This window comes from Streptomyces beigongshangae (assembly GCF_019710745.1).
GTDB lineage: Bacteria > Actinomycetota > Actinomycetes > Streptomycetales > Streptomycetaceae > Streptomyces > Streptomyces beigongshangae.
Genome location: NZ_JAHKJW010000039.1, coordinates 23,969 through 45,129, shown reverse-complemented (window position 1 = coordinate 45,129; position 21,161 = coordinate 23,969). Strand labels below are relative to the sequence as shown.

At 72.2% G+C, this 21,161-nt stretch carries 18 protein-coding genes; 6 read left to right on the top strand and 12 right to left on the bottom strand.

The window, feature by feature from the left end; genetic code table 11:
* Positions 1-2: 2 nt before the first annotated feature.
* Positions 3-1,445: a pyruvate kinase gene (gene pyk, locus KM933_RS26720; RefSeq protein WP_221356580.1), complete on the bottom strand. Its 1,443-nt coding sequence runs from the start codon at positions 1,443-1,445 to the stop codon at positions 3-5.
* A gap of 141 nt (positions 1,446-1,586) precedes the next feature.
* Complete coding sequence (locus KM933_RS26715) at positions 1,587-2,321, bottom strand: SIMPL domain-containing protein (RefSeq protein WP_221356578.1); 735 nt, start codon at positions 2,319-2,321, stop codon at positions 1,587-1,589.
* 139 nt (positions 2,322-2,460) lie between these two features.
* Between KM933_RS26715 and KM933_RS26710 the strand changes: the two genes are divergently transcribed.
* Positions 2,461-4,278, top strand: a complete 1,818-nt coding sequence (locus tag KM933_RS26710) for a bifunctional metallophosphatase/5'-nucleotidase (protein ID WP_221356576.1) — start codon at positions 2,461-2,463, stop codon at positions 4,276-4,278.
* Positions 4,279-4,368: 90 nt separating this feature from the next.
* Here the strand turns inward: KM933_RS26710 and KM933_RS26705 are convergent, their stop codons facing one another.
* The 5 genes from KM933_RS26705 to KM933_RS26685 form a co-directional block, all read right to left on the bottom strand.
* Positions 4,369-5,802 (bottom strand): lysine N(6)-hydroxylase/L-ornithine N(5)-oxygenase family protein, encoded by a 1,434-nt coding sequence (locus KM933_RS26705; RefSeq protein ID WP_221356574.1) that lies wholly within the window; start codon positions 5,800-5,802, stop codon positions 4,369-4,371.
* Positions 5,799-7,259 (bottom strand): pyridoxal phosphate-dependent decarboxylase family protein, encoded by a 1,461-nt coding sequence (locus tag KM933_RS26700; RefSeq protein WP_221356572.1) that lies wholly within the window; start codon positions 7,257-7,259, stop codon positions 5,799-5,801. The genes KM933_RS26705 and KM933_RS26700 overlap by 4 nt, the downstream gene beginning before the upstream one ends.
* Positions 7,260-7,587: 328 nt before the next feature.
* Positions 7,588-10,131, bottom strand: coding sequence for an aminopeptidase N (gene pepN, locus KM933_RS26695; RefSeq protein ID WP_221356570.1), 2,544 nt, complete (start codon positions 10,129-10,131; stop codon positions 7,588-7,590).
* 231 nt (positions 10,132-10,362) lie between these two features.
* Positions 10,363-10,701, bottom strand: coding sequence for a chorismate mutase (locus KM933_RS26690; protein WP_221356568.1), 339 nt, complete (start codon positions 10,699-10,701; stop codon positions 10,363-10,365).
* 314 nt (positions 10,702-11,015) lie between these two features.
* Positions 11,016-11,810, bottom strand: coding sequence for a S1 family peptidase (locus KM933_RS26685; protein WP_221356566.1), 795 nt, complete (start codon positions 11,808-11,810; stop codon positions 11,016-11,018).
* Positions 11,811-12,008: 198 nt separating this feature from the next.
* Here KM933_RS26685 and KM933_RS26680 point away from each other — a divergent pair, with 198 nt between their 5' ends.
* Positions 12,009-12,908 (top strand): hypothetical protein, encoded by a 900-nt coding sequence (locus KM933_RS26680; RefSeq protein ID WP_221356564.1) that lies wholly within the window; start codon positions 12,009-12,011, stop codon positions 12,906-12,908.
* A 73-nt stretch (positions 12,909-12,981) separates the two neighbouring features.
* On the opposite strand, the gene KM933_RS26675 is transcribed toward KM933_RS26680, so the two are convergent.
* Positions 12,982-14,004, bottom strand: coding sequence for an SDR family oxidoreductase (locus tag KM933_RS26675; protein WP_221356562.1), 1,023 nt, complete (start codon positions 14,002-14,004; stop codon positions 12,982-12,984).
* On the bottom strand, positions 13,997-14,749 hold the full coding sequence (locus tag KM933_RS26670) for an SDR family oxidoreductase (RefSeq protein ID WP_221356560.1): 753 nt from the start codon (positions 14,747-14,749) through the stop codon (positions 13,997-13,999). The genes KM933_RS26675 and KM933_RS26670 overlap by 8 nt, the downstream gene beginning before the upstream one ends.
* Before the next feature lie 87 nt (positions 14,750-14,836).
* Between KM933_RS26670 and KM933_RS26665 the strand changes: the two genes are divergently transcribed.
* From KM933_RS26665 to KM933_RS26650, 4 genes are read left to right on the top strand one after another with little or no spacing between them, the layout of a single operon-like run.
* Complete coding sequence (locus tag KM933_RS26665) at positions 14,837-15,589, top strand: enoyl-CoA hydratase family protein (protein ID WP_221356558.1); 753 nt, start codon at positions 14,837-14,839, stop codon at positions 15,587-15,589.
* Positions 15,582-16,445: a CoA transferase subunit A gene (locus tag KM933_RS26660; RefSeq protein ID WP_221356556.1), complete on the top strand. Its 864-nt coding sequence runs from the start codon at positions 15,582-15,584 to the stop codon at positions 16,443-16,445. The genes KM933_RS26665 and KM933_RS26660 overlap by 8 nt, the downstream gene beginning before the upstream one ends.
* Positions 16,442-17,212, top strand: a complete 771-nt coding sequence (locus KM933_RS26655) for a CoA-transferase subunit beta (RefSeq protein WP_221356554.1) — start codon at positions 16,442-16,444, stop codon at positions 17,210-17,212. Before KM933_RS26660 ends, KM933_RS26655 begins: the two co-directional genes overlap by 4 nt.
* Positions 17,212-18,273, top strand: a complete 1,062-nt coding sequence (locus KM933_RS26650; RefSeq protein ID WP_221356552.1) for an NAD(P)H-dependent flavin oxidoreductase — start codon at positions 17,212-17,214, stop codon at positions 18,271-18,273. The genes KM933_RS26655 and KM933_RS26650 overlap by 1 nt, the downstream gene beginning before the upstream one ends.
* 133 nt (positions 18,274-18,406) lie before the next feature.
* On the opposite strand, the gene KM933_RS26645 is transcribed toward KM933_RS26650, so the two are convergent.
* The 3 genes from KM933_RS26645 to KM933_RS26635 form a co-directional block, all read right to left on the bottom strand.
* The gene (locus tag KM933_RS26645; protein ID WP_221356550.1) at positions 18,407-19,564 is read right to left on the bottom strand and encodes an acetyl-CoA C-acetyltransferase; all 1,158 of its coding nucleotides are present in this window, start codon (positions 19,562-19,564) and stop codon (positions 18,407-18,409) included.
* Positions 19,565-19,579: 15 nt separating this feature from the next.
* Complete coding sequence (locus tag KM933_RS26640) at positions 19,580-20,233, bottom strand: TetR/AcrR family transcriptional regulator (protein WP_221356540.1); 654 nt, start codon at positions 20,231-20,233, stop codon at positions 19,580-19,582.
* A gap of 65 nt (positions 20,234-20,298) precedes the next feature.
* Entirely contained in the window at positions 20,299-21,114 is an 816-nt protein-coding gene (locus KM933_RS26635) for an SDR family oxidoreductase (RefSeq protein ID WP_221356504.1), read from the bottom strand.
* Positions 21,115-21,161 lie beyond the last annotated feature (47 nt).

Genomic DNA, 21,161 nt, shown 5'->3' with positions numbered 1-21,161 from the left:
GGTCAGGGCTGTTTCGGGGTGTCGTCCTCGCCTATGTGGTGGACGCGGACCAGGTTCGTCGAGCCGGAGACGCCGGGCGGGGAGCCGGCCGTGATGACGACGATGTCGCCCTTCTCGCAGCGGCCGTGCTTCAGGAGCAGCTCGTCGACCTGGTCGACCATCGCGTCGGTGGAGTCGACGTGCGGGCCCAGGAGCGATTCGACGCCCCAGGTCAGGCTGAGCCGGGAGCGGGTCGCCGGGTCGGGGGTGAAGGCGAGGAGCGGTATCGGGGAACGGTAGCGGGAGACGCGGCGGACCGTGTCGCCGCTCTGGGTGAAGGCGACGAGGAACTTCGCGTCGAGGAAGTCGCCGATCTCCGCGGCCGCGCGGGCGACCGCGCCGCCCTGGGTGCGGGGTTTGTTGCGGTCGGTGAGGGGCGGGAGGCCCTTGGCGAGGATGTCCTCCTCGGCCGCTTCGATGATGCGGGCCATGGTGCGGACCGTTTCGACGGGGTATTTGCCGACGCTGGTCTCGCCGGAGAGCATCACGGCGTCCGTGCCGTCGATGACGGCGTTGGCGACGTCGGATGCCTCGGCGCGGGTGGGGCGGGAGTTCTCGATCATCGAGTCGAGCATCTGGGTGGCGACGATGACCGGTTTGGCGTTGCGCTTGGCGAGTTTGACCGCGCGTTTCTGGACGATGGGGACCTGTTCGAGGGGCATTTCGACGCCGAGGTCGCCGCGGGCGACCATGATGCCGTCGAAGGCGGCGACGATGTCGTCGATGTTGTCGACGGCCTGGGGTTTTTCGACCTTGGCGATGACGGGGAGGCGGCGGCCTTCTTCGTCCATGATGCGGTGGACGTCGTCGATGTCGCGTCCGCTGCGGACGAAGGAGAGGGCGATGACGTCGCAGCCGGTGCGCAGGGCCCAGCGGAGGTCGGCTTCGTCCTTGTCGGAGAGGGCGGGGACGGAGACGGCGACGCCGGGGAGGTTGAGGCCCTTGTGGTCGGAGACCATGCCGCCTTCGACGACGGTGGTGTGGACGCGGGGTCCGTCGACGGAGGTGACTTCGAGGCAGACCTTGCCGTCGTCGACGAGGATGCGTTCGCCGGTGGTGACGTCGGCGGCGAGGCCGGTGTAGGTGGTGCCGCAGGTGTGGCGGTCGCCTGCCGTGTCCGGTTCGACGGTGATGGTGAAGGTGTCGCCGCGTTCGAGGAGTACGGGGCCTTCGGTGAAGCGGCCGAGTCGGATCTTGGGACCTTGGAGGTCGGCGAGGATGCCGACGCTGCGGCCGGTCTCGTCCGCGGCCTTTCGCACGCGCCGGTAGCGCTCCTCGTGCTCGGCGTGGCTGCCGTGGCTGAGGTTGAGGCGGGCCACGTCCATTCCGGCGTCGACCAGTGCTTTTATCCGGTCGTAGGAGTCGGTGGCGGGGCCCAGGGTGCAGACGATTTTCGCTCGGCGCATGTTTCGAGCGTAGGGCTTACCAGTGGGTAGGGAATTGGTCTTGTATGACTACTCAACGAGCGTTGCGTGAAGGGTTATTGACAACTGCCGAATTGTGCGCACACCCGCTCCGATGAGCATTTCAATAAGTCCGTGTGATGGTCAGAGTGCCGGTGGCGCCATGGTGAAGCGGGCGTCGACCTGTGCGAAGACGTGTTGCCGTTCGGGTTCGAGGTCGAGGGCCGGGGGCTGCTCGGGGGCGGCGGCGTCGAAGGTCATGGTGCGCAGGGAGCGGGCGGAGGTCTCGATGCCGTAGGGCTGGGCGCTCTGCACTCCGGTGTCGGCGAGTTCGACGAGGGCGGTGAGGGTGGTGCCGAGGGCTTCGGCGTATTCGCGGGCCCGCTGGACCGCTTCGCGCACTGCCTGCTGCCTGGCGCGGCGGTGGGCGGGTGAGTCGGGGCGCAGGGCCCACTGGGGGCCGTCGACGTGGGTGAGGTCGAGGTCGGCGAGGCGGGTGGTGAGTTCGCCGAGGGCGGTGAAGTCGGTGAGTTCGGCGGTGATGCGGACGCGGCCGTGGTAGGCGCGGACGCGTTCGCCGCGGCCGTGTCTGGTGAGTTCGGGGGTGAGGGAGAAGGCGCCGGTTTCGAGTTTCTCCACGGCGTCGGCGTAGGTCTTGACGAGGTCGAGGGCCGCGGTGTTGCGGCGGGTGAGGTCGGCGAGGGCGTCGCGGCGGTCGGTGCCGCGGGCCTGGACGGTGATGCCGAGGCGGGCGATCTCGGGGTCGACTTCGAGGTGGGCTTCGCCGCGGACGGCGAGGCGGGGGGCTTCGGGGGTGCCGTAGGGGGTGGCGGGTCCGGGGTGCTCGGGGTGTCCGGGGTGTCCGGGTGCTGGGGTCATACGTTCCACTCTGGCACCGGTGGGCCCTTCGTGGCTCCTGTCGGTCATCGAAATGAAACCTGTGGGGGGTGTCGCCGTGCGGGGTGGGCGGGTCAGAATCTACGCGCGTTGTTTCCGTTCCTCCGAGGGGTAGCCCGTCATGCCGTTGAACCGCCGGAAGTTCCTGAAGAAGTCCGCCGTGACCGGGGCGGGGGTCGCCCTGGCCGGTGCGGCGGTGGCGCCGGGCGCGGAGGCCGCGGTGGCTGCGGGGCACGGGAGGCCGGGGCAGGGGAAGCCGAAGCGGTACTCGCTGACGGTGATGGGCACGACGGACCTGCACGGCCACGTCTTCAACTGGGACTACTTCAAGGACGCGGAGTACCAGGACGCGGCGGGCAACGCGCAGGGGCTGGCGCGGGTGTCGACGCTGGTGAACGCGGTGCGCAAGGAGAAGGGCCGCGGGAACACGCTGCTGCTGGACGCGGGTGACACGATTCAGGGCACGCCGCTGACGTACTACTACGCGAAGGTCGATCCGATCACCGCCGAAGGCGGTCCCGTGCACCCGATGGCGCAGGCGATGAACGCGATCGGGTACGACGCGGTGGCGCTGGGCAACCACGAGTTCAACTACGGCATCGAGACGCTGCGGAAGTTCGAGCAGCAGTGCCGTTTCCCGCTGCTGGGCGCGAACGCGCTGGACGCGAGGACGCTGAAGCCGGCTTTCCCGCCGTACTTCATCAAGAAGTTCCCCGTGAAGGGCGCTCCGCCGGTGAAGGTGGCGGTCCTGGGGCTGACGAACCCGGGGATCGCGATCTGGGACAAGGCGTACGTGCAGGGCAAGCTGGTCTTCCCGGGTCTTGAGGAGCAGGCGGCGAAGTGGGTGCCGAAGCTGCGGTCGATGGGCGCGGACGTGGTGGTGGTGTCGGCGCACTCCGGTTCGTCGGGGACGTCGTCGTACGGTGACCAGGTGCCGTACGTGGAGAATTCGGCGGCGCTGGTGGCGCAGCAGGTGCCGGGGATCGACGCGATCCTGGTGGGGCACGCGCATGTGGAGATTCCCGAGCTGAAGGTGACGAACGCGAAGACCGGGAGGACGGTCGTCCTGTCGGAGCCGCTGGCGTACGCGGAGCGGCTGTCGCTGTTCGACTTCGAGCTGGTCTTCGAGCGGGGCCGGTGGACGGTCGAGTCGGTGGCCGCGTCGGTCCGCAACTCGAACACGGTGGCCGACGACCCGAGGATCACGAAGCTGCTGAAGGACGAGCACGACGTGGTCGTGGCGTATGTGAACCAGGTGGTCGGGACGGCGACGCGGACGCTGACGACGGCCGAGGCGCGGTACAAGGACGCCCCGATCATCGACCTGATCAACAAGGTGCAGGAGGACGTGGTCCGGGAGGCGCTGGCGGGTACGGAGTACGCGTCGCTGCCGGTGCTGTCGCAGGCGTCGCCGTTCTCGCGCACGTCGGAGATTCCGGCGGGGGACGTGACGATCCGGGATCTGTCGAGTCTGTACGTGTACGACAACACGCTGGTCGCGAAGTTGATGACGGGTGCGCAGGTGCGGGCGTACCTGGAGTTCTCGGCGGAGTACTTCGTGCGGACGGCGGCCGGTGCGGCGGTCGATGTGGAGAAGCTGACGAACGCGGGCAACCGGCCGGACTACAACTACGACTACGTGTCGGGGCTGACGTACGACATCGACATCGCGCAGCCGGCGGGGTCGCGGATCAAGAACCTTTCCCGCGGCGGTGTGGCGCTGGACGACGCGCAGCGGTTCGTGTTCGCGGTGAACAACTACCGGGCGAACGGCGGTGGCGCGTTCCCGCACGTGGCGTCGGCGAAGGAGCTGTGGGCGGAGTCGACGGAGATCCGTACGCGGATCGCGGAGTGGGTGACGGCGAAGGGTTCGCTGGACCCGGCGGAGTTCGCGTCGGTGGACTGGAAGCTGACGCGTGAGGGTACGCCGGTCTTCTAGTGGTCATGTGCTTCCGGTAGTTCTGTGGTCTCTGCAGTTTTCTGTGGTCTCTGTGTTTTCCGTGATTCCCGTGGTGGCCGGCTGTCTTCTTCAGTCGGCCACCAGTGGTGTGAGGGTCCTGGGCTGTCTGGCGGGCGGGATCTGGGGCTGCGGGGCGAGTCCGAAGGTGGTGAAGGCCGTCCGGCTCGGCAGGGGGTAGGAGTCTTCTCCGGTCAGCGAGTTGAGGATGCTCGCGCTGCGCCAGGCGATGAGGCCGAGGTCGGGGGCGCCGATGCCGTGGGTGTGGCGTTCGGCGTTCTGGATGTAGACGGAGCCGGTGACGGAGGGGTCGAGGACGAGGCGGTGCTGTTCGTCGATCCTGGGCCGTTCGGAGGCGTCGCGGCGCATGTAGGGGTCGAGGCCGGCGGCGATCTGGTCGAGGGGTCGTTCGCGGTAGCCGGTGGCGAGGACGACGGCGTCGGTGGTCATGCGGGTCCGGCCGGACTGCTGGACGTGTTCCAGGTGCAGTTCGATCTGGGTGGTGGCGATGCGTCCCGCGGTGCGGACCTGGACGCCGGGGGTGAGGACGGCGTCGGGCCAGCCGCCGTCGAGGGTGCGGCGGTAGAGCTCGTCGTGGATGGCGGCGATGGTGTCGGCGTCGATGCCTTTGTGGAGTTGCCACTGGGCGGGGACGAGGCGGTCGCGTACGGGCTCGGGCAGGGCGTGGAAGTAGCGCGTGTAGTCGGGTGTGAAGTGTTCGAGTCCGAGTTTCGAGTACTCCATGGGGGCGAACGCCTCGGTGCGGGCGAGCCAGTGGATCCTCTCGCGGCCCAGGGGGCGGTTTCTGAGGAGGTCGAGGAAGACCTCGGCGCCGGACTGTCCTGATCCGATGACGGTGATGTGGTCGGCGGCGAGGAGTTGTTCGCGGTGCTGGAGGTAGTCGGAGGCGTGGATGACGGGTACGCCGGTCGCTTCGACGAGGGGGCGGAGCGGTTCGGGGACGTGGGGGGCGGTGCCGATGCCGAGTACGACGTTCCGGGCGTAGGTGCGTCCGAGGGCTTCTGCTTCGCCGTCGGGGGCGATCTGGGTGTAGTCGACCTCGAACAGGTCGCGTTCGGGGTTCCAGCGGACGGCGTCGACCTGGTGGCCGAAGTAAAGCCGGGGGAGGTTGTCGCTGACCCAGCGGCAGTAGGCGGCGTATTCGGCGCGGTGGATGTGGAAGCGCTCGGCGAAGTAGAAGGGGTAGAGCCGTTCGCGGGTCTTGAGGTAGTTGAGGAAGGTCCAGGGGCTGGCGGGGTCGGCGAGGGTGACCAGGTCGGCGAGGAAGGGGACTTGGAGGGTGGCGCCTTCGAGGAGGAGGCCGGGGTGCCAGTCGAAGGCGGCGCGTTGTTCGTAGAAGACGGCGTCGAGTTCGTCCAGGGGGTGGGCGAGGGCGGCGAGGGAGAGGTTGCTGGGGCCGATGCCGACGCCGACGAGGTCGCGGGGGAGGTCGGGTGCGCGGCGGGTGGGGGGGGTGGCGGGTGTGGGGGGTGGCGTCGACCTCATCGGGCGGTGTGTCCTTCCACGAGTCTCAGGAGCGCGGCGAGGTCGCCGGGTCCGGTGTTGGGGTTGAGCAGGGTGGCTTTGAACCAGAGGCGGTCGTCGAGCCGGGCGCGGCCCAGGACGGCGTGGCCTTCGGTGAGGAGGGTGCGGCGTGCGGCGGCGACCGTGGTGTCGGGGGCGTCGGTGGGCCGGAACAGGACGGTGCTGATGGTGGGCCGGTCGTAGAGCTCGAAGTGCGGGTGCTGTCGGACGAGTTCGGCGAGGTCGGCCGCGTGGGCGCAGACCTGGTCGACGAGTGTGCCCAGTCCTCGGCGGCCGAGTGTCCTGAGGGTGACGGCGATCTTGAGGATGTCGGCGCGGCGGGTGGTGCGCAGGGAGCGTCCGAGGAGGTCGGGCAGGCCGGCCTCGGTGTCGTCGTCGGCGTTGAGGTAGTCGGCGGCGGGGTGGCCGAGCGCGGTGAGGTCGCGGGGGTCGCGTACGGCGAGGAGGCCCGCGGCGACGGGTTGCCAGCCGATCTTGTGCAGGTCGAGGGTGACGGTGTGGGCGCGGGCGAGGCCGTGGAGTTTGGGGCGGTGGCGGTCGCTGAGGAGGAGTCCTCCGCCGTAGGCGGCGTCGACGTGGAGGCGGGCGCCGTGGGTTTCGCAGAGGGTGGCGATCTCGGGGAGCGGGTCGATGAGGCCGGCGTCGGTGGTGCCGGCGGTGGCCGCGACGAGGAGGGCGCCGGGTGGGCCGGGGAGGGTGGTGAGGGCCTGGTCGAGGGCGGCGGGGTCCATGGTGCCGGCGGGGGCGGGCACGGTGACCGGTTCGGGGAGCCCGAGGAGCCAGGTGGCGCGGCGGAGGGAGTGGTGGGCGCTCGCGGCCTGGACGAGTTGTACGTGGCCGTGTTTCTCGCGGGCGAGGAGGAGGGCGAGGAGGTTGGCTTCGGTGCCGCCGGTGGTGACGAGGGCGTCGGGGCCCGCGGGGGCGGGATTTGTGGGGGTGGGACTTGCGGAGGTGGGGCCCGTGGGGACGGGGTTCGCGGGGACGGGGTTCGCGGGGACGGGGTTCGCGGGGGGATAGACCTCGCGGGCGAGGGCCCTGGTGACGAGGGTTTCCAGTGCCGACGCGGCGGGGGCCTGGTCCCAGGAGTCGAGGGACGGGTTGAGGACGGACGCGGCGAGGTCGGCCGCGGTGGCGACGGCGAGGGGCGGGCAGTGGAGGTGGGCGGCGCAGAGGGGGTCCGCGGGGTCCGCGGCGCCGGCCGCGAGCGCGTGGACCAGGGTGTGGAGGGCGTGTTCGTCGCCGTCGTCCGGGAGGGGGTCGCCGAGGGCCTCGCCCAGGCGGGCGGCGACCTCGGCGGGGCCTCCGGCTGGGAGGGGGCCGCGGCGGGCTTCGGCGCCGGTCGTCAGTGCGTCGAGCACGGTGGTGAGCAGCGGTCGCAGGGCGGCCGGTCCGTGGGGGCCTGACGCGAGCGGGCTCATTCGGTGGCCTCCGGGCGGCGGGACGTAGGGAGCAGTGGGAGCAGTGGGAGCAGTGGTGGTGGAGGTGATGGGGGTGGGTGTGGAGCGGGGCTTTCAGCTTGGCGCGTTTTGGGCGACGCGCCCGGGGGATCGGCGATCTGCACCCGAAAGGGGTACCGGGCTTTCAGCCGGAGTGGGGACCTCCGGTCAAGGCGGGTGACGTGCGGGCCCGCGGGGGGCCGGGCGCACGGTTTCCGTTCCCCGGGTGGGCGGGAGTCGCCGCGCGTGACGGAGCCCCGCGTCCCTTCGGAGGCGCGGGGCTCCGGGCCGGGTGGTCGGGGCCGGGTGGTCAGGACCGGCGTACGCGCAGGGCCCTTGCCAGGTCGTCCAGTTGGTCGGTGAGTTTGCGGTGGAGGGCCGGGGTGGGGTCGGCCTCGGTGAGGCACCGCTCGCCCAGGGCGAGGGTCTCGGGGGTGATGGCGTACGCGGGGAACGCCCAGCGGCCGGCGGCCTCGGCGATGGCGGGGCCCCGGCGGGCGGCGAGGGCGACGGCGTCCTCGAAGAAACGCGGCACGAACTCCCTTACGAGATCGGTCTGTTCGGGCTGCCAGAAGCCCTGGGCGGTGGCGGTGAAGAGGTAGTTGGACAGGTCGTCGTCGGTGAACATCGCCTTCCAGGCGGCGCGCTTGGCGGCCGGGTCGGGCAGGGCGGCGCGGCAGCGGGCGGCGCCCTCCTGGCCGGTGGCGCTGGGGTCCTGGACGAGTTCGGCCTCGATGACGGCGTCGTCGACGGCGCCGAGGACGGAGAGCCGGCCGAGGATGCGCCAGCGCAGTTCGGGGTCGAGTTCGGGTCCGCCGGGGACGGTTCCCTCGGAGATCCAGGCGCTGATGGTGTCGGGCTGGGCGGCGACGTCGATGAGGTGGCGCACCGCGACGAGGCGCAGTCCGGGGTTGTCGCCGTCCTCGGTGCGGCGGATCAGGTCGCGGCACAGGGAGGCCAGGGTGGCGAGGGCGGCGGGCCGTTCGTGCGCGGGCAGGTACCGGTCGGCGATCTGGGCGGCGGCGAAGGCGAGGACGCCCTGGACGACGGCGAGGTCGGTCTCCTCGGGGAGGTGGGCGCGGGCGGTCTCCAGGTAGGCGGCGGGGTCGAGGTCGCCGTCGCGGACCATGTCGCGCAGGGTGTTCCACAGGACGGCGCGGGTGAGGGCGTCGGGGACGCCGGAGATGCCGCGCAGGGCGGTCTCCTCGGACTCGTCGTCGAGGCGGATCTTGGCGTAGGTGAGGTCGAGGTCGTTGGGGACGACGAGGGCGGGGCGGGGCCCGGGGCGGGCCTCGGCGGGCTGGTTCTGCGGGATGTCCGTCTCGTAGCGCTCGCGCAGGACGAGGGCGCGGTCGCCGCTCATGCCGCGGTCGTAGACGCCGACGGTGACGCGGTGGGGGCGGCTGCCGTCGCGGTCGACGGTGAGGGTCCACTCCCCCGGCCGGGTGGCGACGGTCGCGGTGAGGGTGTCGACGCCGGTGGTGCGCAGCCAGGAGCCGGCCCAGGCGTGGACGTCGCGTTCGGTGGCCGCGGCGAGGGACTCGATGAAGTCGGCGAGGGTGGCGTTGCCGAACCTGTGGCGGCTGAAGTGGGTGTTGATGCCGGCGAGGAAGTCCTTCTCGCCGAGCCAGGCCACGAGTTGGCGCAGGGCGGAGGCGCCCTTGGCGTAGGAGATGCCGTCGAAGTTGAGGAGCGCGGAGGCGGTGTCGGGGACGGCTTCGGGGTCGGGGGCGACGGGGTGGGTGGAGGGCCGCTGGTCGGCGTCGTAGCCCCACGCCTTGCGGACGATCCCGAAGTCGGTCCAGGTGTCCGTGCCCCACTTCCTGGGACGAGTTCCCCCGGACCCGCCGAGGTTGGCTTCGGTGAGGGTCTGGTAGCCCATGTACTCCGCGAAGGACTCGTTCAGCCAGATGTCGTCCCACCAGCGCAGGGTGACGAGGTCGCCGAACCACATGTGGGCCATCTCGTGGGCGATGACCATGGCGCGGGTCTGGCGTTCGGTGTCGGTGACGGCGGAGCGGTAGACGAACTCGTCGCGGAAGGTGACGAGTCCGGGGTTCTCCATGGCGCCGGCGTTGAACTCGGGGACGAACGCCTGGTCGTAGGAGTCGAAGGGGTACGGCTCCTCGAACTTCTCGTGGTAGCGGTCGAAGCAGGCGCGGGTGACGTCGAGGATTTCGTCGGCGTCGGCGTCGAGGTGGGGGGCCAGGGAGCGGCGGCAGTGGATGCCGAAGGGCAGGCCGCGGTGTTCGGTGCGTACCGAGTGCCAGGGGCCGGCGGCGACGGCGACGAGGTAGGTGGAGACGGGCGGGGTGGGTGCCGCCCGCCAGACCCCGTCGTCGGTGCGGGTGGTGACGCTGTTGGCGAGGACGGTCCAGTGGTCGGGGGCCGTCACGGAGAGTTCGAAGACGGATTTGAGGTCCGGCTGGTCGAAGGCGGCGAAGACGCGCTGGACGTCGTCCATGAACATCTGCGTGTAGAGGTAGGTCTCGCCGTCGGCGGGGTCGGTGAAGCGGTGCATGCCCTCGCCGGTGCGGGAGTAGCGCATGGCGGCGTCGACGCGCAGTTCGTGCCGGCCCGGGGCGAGGCCGGTGAGGGGCAGCCGGTTCCCTTGGAAGGTGTCCGGGTCGAGGTGGTGTCCGTCGAGGCTGGCGGAGCGCAGTCCGGCGGGCTTGAGCTCGACGAAGGTGTCCTCCTCACCGGAGTCCCCGCGTACCGTGAAGGTGATGGTGGTGAGGGAGTCGAAGGTGTCGCCGTCGCGCGTCAGGTCGAGTTCGATCCGGTAGCGGTGGACGTCGAGGAGTGTGGCACGGGTCTGCGCTTCGTCGCGCGTCAGTACGGACATGGGTGCCATGCTGCCTGATGGGCGGGGCGCGGCACAGGGGCGGCCTGGTCCGCCGGTCCCGTGCGCGGTGGTCGTGCGCGCCGGATCCCCGGCGGTCGTGCGCCCGCGGCGGTTGCGGTCGCGCGCCCCTGTCCACGCGGTGTGGTCCTGTCCACGTGGTGTGGTCCTGTCCACGCGGTGTGGTCCTGCCGCGTGGGCCGGGGGCGGTGCCCGGCGGGGTGGGGTGGGCGGACTCGGGGGTCACTCCTGGGGGTTGGCGTCCTCCGCGATGCGTTCGTGGTGGCGGATGACCTCGGCGATGACGAAGTTGAGCAGTTTCTCCGCGAACGCCGGGTCGAGGTTGGCGTTCTCGGCCAGCCGTCGGAGCCGGGCGATCTGCTGGGCCTCGCGGGACGGGTCGGCGGGCGGCAGCTGGTGGGCGGCCTTGAGGTGGCCGACCTGCTGGGTGCATTTGAAGCGCTCGGCGAGCATGTGGACGACGGCGGCGTCGATGTTGTCGATGCTCTCGCGCAGCCGGGCGAGTTCGGCACGGACGGCCGGGGCGGCGTCGTCCGTACTGCCGGTGTTGCTGGTGGTCATGGAGAAACCCTACGGGGCGTGTCTCTGCGGGGTGTGTGGTCCCGGTCATCGGTGGGCGGCCGGGACCGGGGCCGGGACGCCGGTGCCGTTCGGGTCCGCCGTGGCGGGGGAACCGCGCGGCCTGGGGCCCCGGCCGAAGGTGGGGGACCACGGCGATGTCCTCACGGGTACGGCTCCCGCGGGCACGGTTGCCCGCGGGAGCCGTACCGGGTCTGCGGGCAGCGGCGCGGTTCCCCCTCCCCCGACGGCAGCGACGGCGTCGGCGTCGGCAGCGTCGACAACGACAACGGCAGCGGCGACGGCGACGGCGACGGCTAGAGTGCCGCCGCGGCCCGGGCTATCGCGCTCGCGAACGTGGACACCTCGGTGTACACCCCGGGCGTCATGGGCCGCGCGCACCCGTCGCCCCAGCTCACGATCCCGACCTGGATCCACTTACCGCTGTCGTCCTTGCGGAACATGGGCCCGCCCGAGTCCCCCTGGCACGTGTCCACCCCGCCCCGCGGGATCCCGGCGCAGAGCTCCTGTCCGGCGATCAGCCGGCCGCCGTAGTGCCGCTTGCACTTGAGGTCGGCCACGAAGGGCACCTTCGCCTTGAGCAGCTTCCTGGACCCGGTGTTCGCGTTCTCCGCGGTGTCGCCCCAGCCGGCGATCGTGAACGTCCCCCTGTTGTACCGGGTGTTCGTCGCGATCTTCAGCGTCGGCAGCTCGATGGGCCGGGCGAGCTTGACGAGCGCCCAGTCCTTGCCGTTGCCGTCGTAGCCGGGGGCCTGCACGACCTTGGTGGACTTGACCTTGATCGCTCCGGCGGCACCGAGGTCGGCGACGCCCGCGGTCGCGGTGATGCGGGTGGTGTTGCCCGAGCCGCTCACGCAGTGCGCGGCGGTCAGGACGACGTCCTTCTTGTAGAGCGAACCGCCGCAGCCCATGGAGAGGCTGACCATGAACGGGAACTCGCCCTGTCCGGCGGGCGTGCCACCGACTATCGGGGCGGGCGCGGCGTGCGCGGTGACGGGCTGGAGGCTGGCGGTCGCGAGGGCGACCGCGGCGATGGCCGCGGCCCGCCCGAAGGCCGATCTCCTGAGGAGACCGGGGGTTCTGTTGGTCAACAGGTTCCCTTTCACGAGTTCACGGGGGGGTGCGCGCAGGTGACTGGGCGCACAGGAGAGTGCACAGAAGTATGAAGATCATGCGACCGTGAGGGCAAGGGTAGATGTCACGTGACGGACAGCGAACCCAACCAATGAGAATCCGCTCGCGCCCCTCTAAGGTGGGAGGAGGTTCGGAACCTCCATGGGGGTACGGGCGTGACGAACGACGGTCCGGTCGAGCACGGCTACCCCCACCTGGAGACGGTGCGGGCGGCGGTCACCGCGCTGTACAGACGGCTCTCGTACGACACGGTCCGGACGTTCGCCACGAGCGTCCCCCCTGTCGACGTGGCGTTCCACGACACGGACGACCTGTATCCGGGCGCCCAGCGGGTGGCCCGTGAGCTGGTGCGCCACTTCAGGCTGCCGGACGCCCGGATGATCGTGGGCTTCCGCGAGATGCGGTACGCGGCGAGTGTCGAACTGGCCGCGGGCCCGGAGTACTTCATCGAGCTGAACGACCGCTTCCGTACCCACCGGCGGGACATCGGCGCGGCGCTGGCGCACGAGGTGATGCATGTCTACCTGCACCGCCTCGGGCTGTCCTTCCCGGGCACCCGCGACAACGAGATCCTCACGGACACGGCGACGACGTACCTCGGCGCGGGGTGGCTGCTGCTCGACGCGTACCGGGAGGACGCGTCGTCCTCGCAGAAGCTCGGCTATCTGACGCCGGAGGAGTTCGGGTACGTGCTGGCCAAGCGGTCCCTGGTGTTCGGTGAGGACCCGGCCACCTGGTTCACCAGCGCACAGGCGTACACGGCGTACACCCGGGGCATGGCGCGGGCCCGCGAGGACGGGCGGCAGCCGCCTCTGGCGGCCGCCGGGTGGGCGGGACGGCGGCGCTACGCGCGGGACCGGCGCCGTGCGCAGGACCGGGCCGTGGCCCGGGTGTCCGCGGACAGCGCCCCGTACGCCTTCACGCCGGACGGGCGGGGGCCACTGCGGGTCTCGTTCCCCTGTCCCACCTGCCATCAGCGGATACGGGTGCCGGTGCGGGGGCCGGTACGGGCCCGGTGCGGGCTGTGCCGGACGGTGCTGGAGTGCGACACGTGAAGGTCGCCCGCCGGGGGACACCGCGGGCGCGTTGTGGCTGATCGCGCAGTTTCCCGCGCCCCTTCGGAGCGCGCTACCGCGCTCCGTGGACGGGAGCCGGGGGCTGTGCCGCCGCCAGGAGGCGCAGGGCCGTGTCGCCCGCTTCGGCGGGGGTCCACCGGGCTCCCTTGTCCGCGCCGGGGCCCGGGTGCCAGCCGTCCATGACCGTGATCCGGCCGCCTTCCGTACCGAAGACCCGGCCGGTGACCCCGGCGCTCGCGGTGGAGCCGAGCCAGACGACGAGCGGTGACACGTTCTCGGGGGCCATCGCGTCGAAGCCGCTGTCCGGTGCCGCCATGGCCTGCGCGAAGGCCGTCTCGGTCATCCGGGTGCGCGCGGCCGGCGCGATGGCGTTGACCTGCACCCCGTAGCGGCCCGTCTCGGCGGCGGCCACCAGGGTGAGCCCGATGACGCCGGCCTTCGCCGCGCTGTAGTTGCCCTGTCCCACGGAACCCGAGAGGCCCGCCCCGGAACTGGTGTTGACGACGCGTGCCCGCGGCAGCCGCCCCGCCCTCGTCTCGGCCCGCCAGTGTGCGACGGCGTGCTTCAGCGGCAGGAAGTGGCCCTTCAGGTGTACGCGCACGACGGCGTCCCAGTCGTCCTCGTCGAGGTTCACCAGCATGCGGTCGCGGAGGAAGCCGGCGTTGTTCACGAGGGTGTCGAGCCGTCCGAAGGCGTCCACCGCCGTGCGGACGAGGGAGGCGGCGCCCTCGGTCGTCGCGACGTCCCCGGTGTGTGCGACGGCCTCGCCGCCCGCCGCCGTGATCTCCTCGACGACCTGCCGGGCCGGGCTGCCGGCCCCTGGCGAACCGCCGGGCCCGGGTGAACCGTCGGGTCCGACCCCCAGGTCGTTGACGACGACCCGTGCCCCCTCGGCCGCGAAGGCGAGCGCGTGGGCGCGGCCGAGGCCGCGGCCCGCCCCCGTGACGATCACCACCCGTCCGTCGCAGATCCCGGCGGCGGTGCCCGTGCCCGTGCTCGTCCCTGTTGCCGTGTCTGCCGTGTCTGCCGTGTCTGCCGTGTCTGCCGTGCCTGCTGCGTCTGCCGTGTCAGCCATGTCGGCGGTCCTCCTTGTCGACGTCGGCGGCCGCCGCGTCCAGGAAGGCGGGCCGCTCGCCGCCGCCGTGGACGAGGAGGCCGGCGCCGGTGATGTACGCGGCGGCGTCCGACGCGAGGAAGACGGCCGCCCCGCCGACGTCCGCGGGCGTGGCGAGCCTCCCCAGCGGGACGGTGCGGGAGACGGCCCCGATGCCGTCCTCTCCCCCGTAGTGGAGGTGCGACAGCTCGGTGCGGACCATGCCGACCACGAGGGTGTTGACCCGTACGTCCGGTGCCCACTCGACGGCCATCGAGCGCGCCAGGTTCGCCAGCCCGGCCTTGGCCGCCCCGTAGGCGGCCGTGCCGGGCGAGGGCCGGGTCCCGCTGACGCTGCCGATCATCACGACGGAGCCCCGGGCACGCTTCAGCCCGTCGTACGCCGCCAGGGAGGCCGTCAGGGGTGCGGTGAGGTTGAGGGCGATCACGCGTGCGTGCCGTTCGGCCTCCGTCCCGGCGAGCAGCCGGTGGGGGGTGCCGCCGGCGTTGTTGACCAGGACGTCGAGGCGGGGCAGCCGCCCGAAGAAGGCGCGCACCGCCGACGGGTCCCGCAGGTCGAGGGGGGCGAACCCGACGCCTTCCAGCGGGTCTCGGGGTGGTCTGCGTGCGCAGACCACGACCTCGTCCCCCGTGTCGGCGAACGCCCGGGCGATTCCGGCGCCGACGCCCCTGGTCCCGCCCGTGACCACCACGAGCCGTTTGTCCACAGGGCCTCCCGCTGACCGGCGCCGGCTGTTACCTTCACATCAGATCGCACCTAACAAACGTTTGGTGGAAAGGTAGCTGATGTCTCCATGGGTGTCTCCACCTCGTCCCCGGAAAAAGGGATTTCCGTCGTCACGGTCGACTTCCCGCCGGTGAACGCGCTGCCGGTGCACGGCTGGTTCGAGCTGGCCGGCGCGGTGCGCGCGGCAGGGCGCGACCCCGGGATCCGCTGTGTGGTGCTGGCCGCCGAGGGGCGGGGGTTCAACGCGGGCGTGGACCTCAAGGAGATACAGGCGCAGGGCGACAGCGCCCTGCTCGGCGCCAACCGCGGCTGCGCCGATGCCTTCGCGGCCGTGTACGAGTGCGAGGTGCCGGTGGTGGCGCAGGTGCACGGCTTCTGTCTGGGCGGCGGGATAGGTCTGGCGGGGAACGCGGACGTGATCGTGGCGAGCGAGGACGCCACGTTCGGGCTGCCCGAGCTGGACCGGGGAGCGCTGGGCGCGGCCACGCACCTGGCCCGTCTGGTGCCCCAGCACCTGCTGCGCGCGCTGTACTACACCTCGCGCACGGTGACCGCCGCCGAGCTGCACGGGCACGGGTCGGTGTGGCAGGTCGTGGCGCGCGACCGGCTGCGCCCGGCGGTGCTGGAGCTGGCCCGTGAGATCGCGGGCAAGGACGGCCGGCTGATCCGGCTCGCCAAGGCCGCGATCAACGGCATCGACCCGGTCGACGTGCGCCACAGCTACCGGTTCGAGCAGGGCTTCACCTTCGAGGCGGCCGTCGGCGGCACGGGCGGGCGGGTGCGGAGCACGTTCGGGGGAGGAGGGCCGTCGGGTGGGTGACAAGACGATGACCGCCGACGAGGCCGTCGCCCGGCTGGGGAGCGGGATGACCGTCGGCATCGGGGGCTGGGGCTCCCGCCGCAAGCCGATGGCCCTCGTCCGGGCGCTGCTGCGCTCACCGGTCACCGACCTCACGGTCGTGTCGTACGGCGGCCCGGACGTCGGCATGCTGGCGGCCGCCGGGCGGATACGGAAGCTGGTCGCCCCCTTCGTGACGCTCGACTCGGTCCCGCTCGAACCGCACTACCGGGCAGCGCGGGAGAGCGGCTCCCTGGACCTGATGGAGATCGACGAGGCGATGTTCATGTGGGGCCTGCGGGCGGCCGCCGTCCGGCTCCCGTTCCTGCCGGTGCGGGCCGGCATCGGCTCCGACGTGATGCGCGTCAACCCGGAGCTGCGCACGGTCACTTCGCCGTACGAGGACGCTGAGACGGGGGTGCACGAGACCTTCGCCGCCATGCCGGCCCTGCGGCTGGACGCGGCGCTGGTCCATGTGAACCGCGCCGACCGGGCGGGCAACGGCCGGTACCTGGGCCCCGACCCGTACTTCGACGACCTGTTCTGCGAGGCGGCCGGGGCGGCGTACGTGTCCTGCGAGCGGATCGTCGACACGGCGGAGCTGACGAAGGCCGCGCCCCCGCAGACCCTGCTGCTCAAACGGCTCCATGTGACGGGTGTCGTGGAGGCGCCTGGCGGGGCGCACTTCACGTCGTGCGCGCCCGACCACGACCGGGACGAGGGCTTCCAGCGGTTCTACGCGTCCACGCCGTGGCCCGAGTTCGCCGGGAGGTTCCTCGCGGGCGACGAGCCGGCCTACCGCGCCGCCGTGCGGACCTGGCACGAGGAGGGGCGGTGAGCGCGCCGCCGGGCGTCTGCCCGGACGGTTCCCGGCAGCGCGTCACCCGCGCCGAGTACTGCGTGATCGCCTGCGCCGAGGCGTGGCGGGGCGACGGCGAGGTGCTGGCCAGTCCGATGGGCCCGATCCCCTCGATCGGCGCCCGCCTCGCCCGGCTCACCTTCTCGCCCGACCTGCTGCTGACCGACGGCGAGGCGATGCTGGTGGGACCCGACGGCACCCCGGAGGGCTGGCTGCCGTACCGGCAGCACCTGGCGCTGGTGACCGGCGGGCGCCGGCACGTGATGATGGGCGCGAGCCAGCTGGACCGCTTCGGCAACCAGAACATCTCGTGCGTGGGCGACTGGGAGCGGCCCGCCCGGCAGTTGCTCGGGGTGCGGGGCGGTCCCGTCAACACGGTGAACAACCCGGTCAGCTACTGGGTGCCCGGACACTCGACGCGGGTCTTCGTGGAGAAGGTCGACCTGGTCGGCGGGGTGGGGTACGACAGCGCGGCGGCGGCCGGTCCCACGGCGACCCGTTTCCACCGCATCCCGCGCGTGGTGTCGAACCTGGGTGTGTTCGACTTCGCGACCCCGGACCGCTCGATGCGGCTCGCCTCGCTGCATCCGGGGGTGACGGTCGAGGAGGTCGCCGCGGCGACGGGCTTCGGGCTGACGGTCCCGGACGACGTCCCGTGCACCCGCGAACCGTCCGCGTCGGAGCTGGCGGCGATCCGCGAGGTCCTCGACCCGCGGGGCCTGCGCGACCGGGAGGTGAAGGGCTGATGGAGACCGCGTTCACCCGGCTCGTCGGCGTCCGGCACCCGATCGTGCAGACCGGGATGGGCTGGGTCGCGGGCCCGCGGCTGGTCTCCGCGGCCGCGAACGCGGGCGTGCTGGGCGTCCTCGCCTCCGCGACGATGACGCCGGACGGGCTGCGGACGGCGATCCGGGAGGTGCGCTCCCGTACGCGGGAGCCGTTCGGGGTGAACCTGCGCGCGGACGCGGGGGACGCCCGCGAGCGCGTGCGGATCATCGTGGAGGAGGGGGTGCGGGTCGCCTCCTTCGCGCTCGCGCCCTCCCGTGAGCTGATGGCCGAGCTCGGGGACGCGGGCGTGCTCGTCGTCCCCTCGGTCGGGGCCCGCCGCCACGCCGAGAAGGTCGCGGCCTGGGGAGCGGACGCGGTGATCGTGCAGGGCGGCGAGGGCGGCGGCCACACCGGCGAGGTGGCCACCACCGTGCTCCTGCCCCAGGTCGTGGACGCCGTGGAGGTACCCGTCGTCGCCGCCGGGGGTTTCTTCGACGGCCGGGGGCTGGTGGCGGCACTCGCGTACGGCGCCGCGGGGGTCGCCATGGGCACCCGTTTCCTGCTCACCTCGGACTCGGCGGTGCCGGACGCGGTGAAGGCCCGCTATCTCGCGGCCACGGTGCGGGACGTCACGGTGACGACCGCCGTGGACGGCCTGCCGCACCGCATGCTCCGTACGGACCTGGTCGACGCCCTGGAGGGAGCGGGCCGCACGAGGACGCTGGCCCGGGCGGTGCGCCGGGCCGCCGGCTTCCGGAAGCTCTCGGGACTCACCTGGTCCCGGATGATCCGCGACGGCCTGGCGGCGAGACACGGCAGGGACCTGACCTGGAGCCAGGTCCTCCTGGCCGCCAACACCCCGATGCTGTTGCGCGCGGCGATGATCGAGGGGAGGACGGACGTGGGGGTCATGGCGGCGGGCCAGGTGGCGGGGGTGATCGACGACCTGCCGTCGTGCGAGGTGCTGGTGGAACGGGTGATGGCACAGGCGCACGGAACACTGGACGCCCTCTCCGGTCCCTGGGGCCGGGGCCCTTAGATGCGCGGGGAACCGCGCGACCGGCCCCCACCGGCCCGCACCGGCCCGCACCCGACGGCCGACCGGAAGCCGCTCGACGGTTGGCGGACGGCGGACGGCGGACGGCAGGCGGCGGCGGACGGCAGGCGGCGGTCTAGAGCCGCTCGACGATCGTGACGTTCGCCTGGCCTCCGCCCTCGCACATCGTCTGCAGGCCGAACCGCCCTCCGCTGCGCTCCAGTTCATGGAGGAGGGTCGTCATCAGCCTCACCCCGGTCGCGCCCAGCGGATGCCCCAGGGCGATCGCGCCCCCGTTCACGTTGACCCGGTCGGGATCCGCGCCGGTCTCCTTCAGCCACGCCAGCACGACGGGCGCGAACGCCTCGTTGATCTCGACGAGATCGATCCCGTCGATCGGCATCCCGGTCCTCTCCAGGGCGTACGCGGTGGCGGGGATCGGCGCCGTCAGCATCCGTACGGGGTCCTCCCCCCGTACGGAGAGGTGGTGCACGCGCGCGCGTGGCGTGAGCCCGTGCTCGCGCAGGGCCCGCTCCGAGGCGAGCAGCATCGCGGCCGCCCCGTCGGACACCTGCGAGGAGCAGGCGGCGGTGACGGTGCCGCCCTCGACCACCGGTCGCAGACCCGCCATCTTCTCCAGCGAGGTGTCCCGCCGGGGTCCCTCGTCGACCGTGGCGTCCCCGAGCGGCACGGTCTCCCGCTCGAAGCGTCCCTCGTCGATCGCGCGCAGCGCCCGCCGGTGGGACCGCAGGGCGAACTCCTCCTGGTCCCGCCGGCTGATCCCCCACTCGGCGGCGATCAGCTCGGCGCCGTGGAACTGGTTGACGGGCTGTCCGCCGTACCGCGCCCGCCACCCCTCGCTGCCGGCGAACGGGCCCTCCGTGAGTCCCAGCGGCTCGGCCGCCCGGCGGGAGGCGAAGGCGATGGGGATCTGCGTCATGTTCTGGACGCCGCCCGCGACCACGAGGTCCTGCGTGCCCGAGAGCACTCCCTGGGCGGCGAAGTGCACGGCCTGCTGGGAGGAGCCGCACTGCCGGTCGACCGTCACCCCCGGCACCTCCTCGGGCAGTCCGGCCGCCAGCCAGGACGTCCGCGCGATGTCACCGGCCTGCGGTCCCACGGCGTCCAGGCAGCCGAAGACGACGTCCTCGACGGCGGCGGGGTCGATCCCGGAGCGTGCGACCAGGGCCTTCAGGACGTGCGCGCCCAGGTCGGCCGGATGGACCCCACCCAGGCCGCCCCCGCGACGCCCCACGGGTGTACGGACCGCTTCGACGATGTACGCCTCGGCCATGGCGACTCCCCTCGATCAGCTGCTGTCCGCGGCTGTCCCCCGCGGCTGCTTCCCGCGGTCGTTCCCCGCGGTGATCCCGTCCAGCACCATCGACAGGTACTGCCGGGCGATCTCGTCCGGGCTGTGCTGTCCACCGGGCCGGTACCAGGACGCGGCGACCCACACGGTGTCGCGCACGAACCGGTAGGTGAGCCGGATGTCGAGGTCGTCCCGGAAGACCCCGGCGCTCACGCCCCGCTCCAGCGTGGACAGCCACGCCTTCTCGAAGTTGCGCTGCGACTCGGCGAGGAACGCGAAGCGCTCCTGCGCGGCGAGGTGCCTGGACTCCTTCTGGTAGATCGCGACGGCCGCGCGGTGCCGGTCGATCTCCCGGAACGACTCGGTGACCAGGGCCTCCAGCGTCTCGCGGGGGCCGAGTTCGGCGTCCAGGACGGTGTCGTAGCCGTCCCAGAGCTCGTCCAGGAAGGTCCGCAGGATCTCCTCCAGCATCGATTCCTTGGAGTCGAAGTGGTAGTAGAGGCTGCCGGCGAGCATGCCGGCGTGGTCCGCGATCCGGCGCACGGTGGTGGCGTTGTAGCCCTGCTCGGCGAAGACCTCGGCGGCGGTGCCGAGGAGTTCACGGCGCCGCTCGGGCGAGGCGGCCGTCTGGGGCTTCTTCTTGGTGGGCACGGCTCCATTCTCATCCCGGTACGGGCCCGCCGGGCCCGGCGGCCCCGGCGGGCCCGGCGGAGCGCTCACGCGTGCTGGCTGCTCACGGAGACCACCTCACCCGTCAGGTAGGAGGAGTAGCCGGACGCCAGGAACACGATCACGTTGGCCACCTCCCACGGTTCGGCGTGCCGCCCGAATGCCTCGCGGGCCGTCAGTTCCGCCAGCAGTTCGGGGGTCGTCACCTTCACCAGGTGCGGGTGCAGGGCGAGGCTCGGCGCGACGGCGTTGACCCGCACTCCGAGCGCGGCCGCCTCCATGGCCGCGCACCGGGTCAGCGCCATCACGCCCGCCTTCGCGGCCGCGTAGTGCGCCTGGCCCGCCTGGGCCCGCCAGCCGACGACGGAGGCGTTGTTGACGATCACCCCGCCGCGGCCGCCCTCCCGGTAGGCCCGCAGGGCCGCGCGGGTGCACCGGAACGTGCCATTCAGCGTCACGTCGAGCACCTTCGACCACTGCTCGTCGCTCATGTCGACGAGGTTCGCCGTCCCGCCCAGTCCCGCGTTGTTGACCACGATGTCGAGCCGGCCGTGCAGCCGCACGGCCGTGCGGAAGAGCGCCTGCACCCGGGCCTCGTCGGTGACGTCGCAGACGAGCGCCGCGACACCCTCGAACTCCCCGGCCAGCTCCGCCTCGTACGCCTTCAGCCGCCGCTCGTGCGCGTCGCTGATCAGTACGCGCGCGCCCTCCTCCAGGAGGCGGCGGGCCGTGGCACCGCCGATGCCGGCGCCCGCGGCGGCCGTGACGACGGCGGTACGTCCCTCCAGCAGTCCGTGCCCGGGCGGGTACTCCGGGGCCTCGGCCGCTGGAGCCCCGGCCCTCGGGCTCTCGACGTCTGTCATGGACCCACGCTAACCTACCAAACACTTGTTAGGGAAGGTTGGCCGTC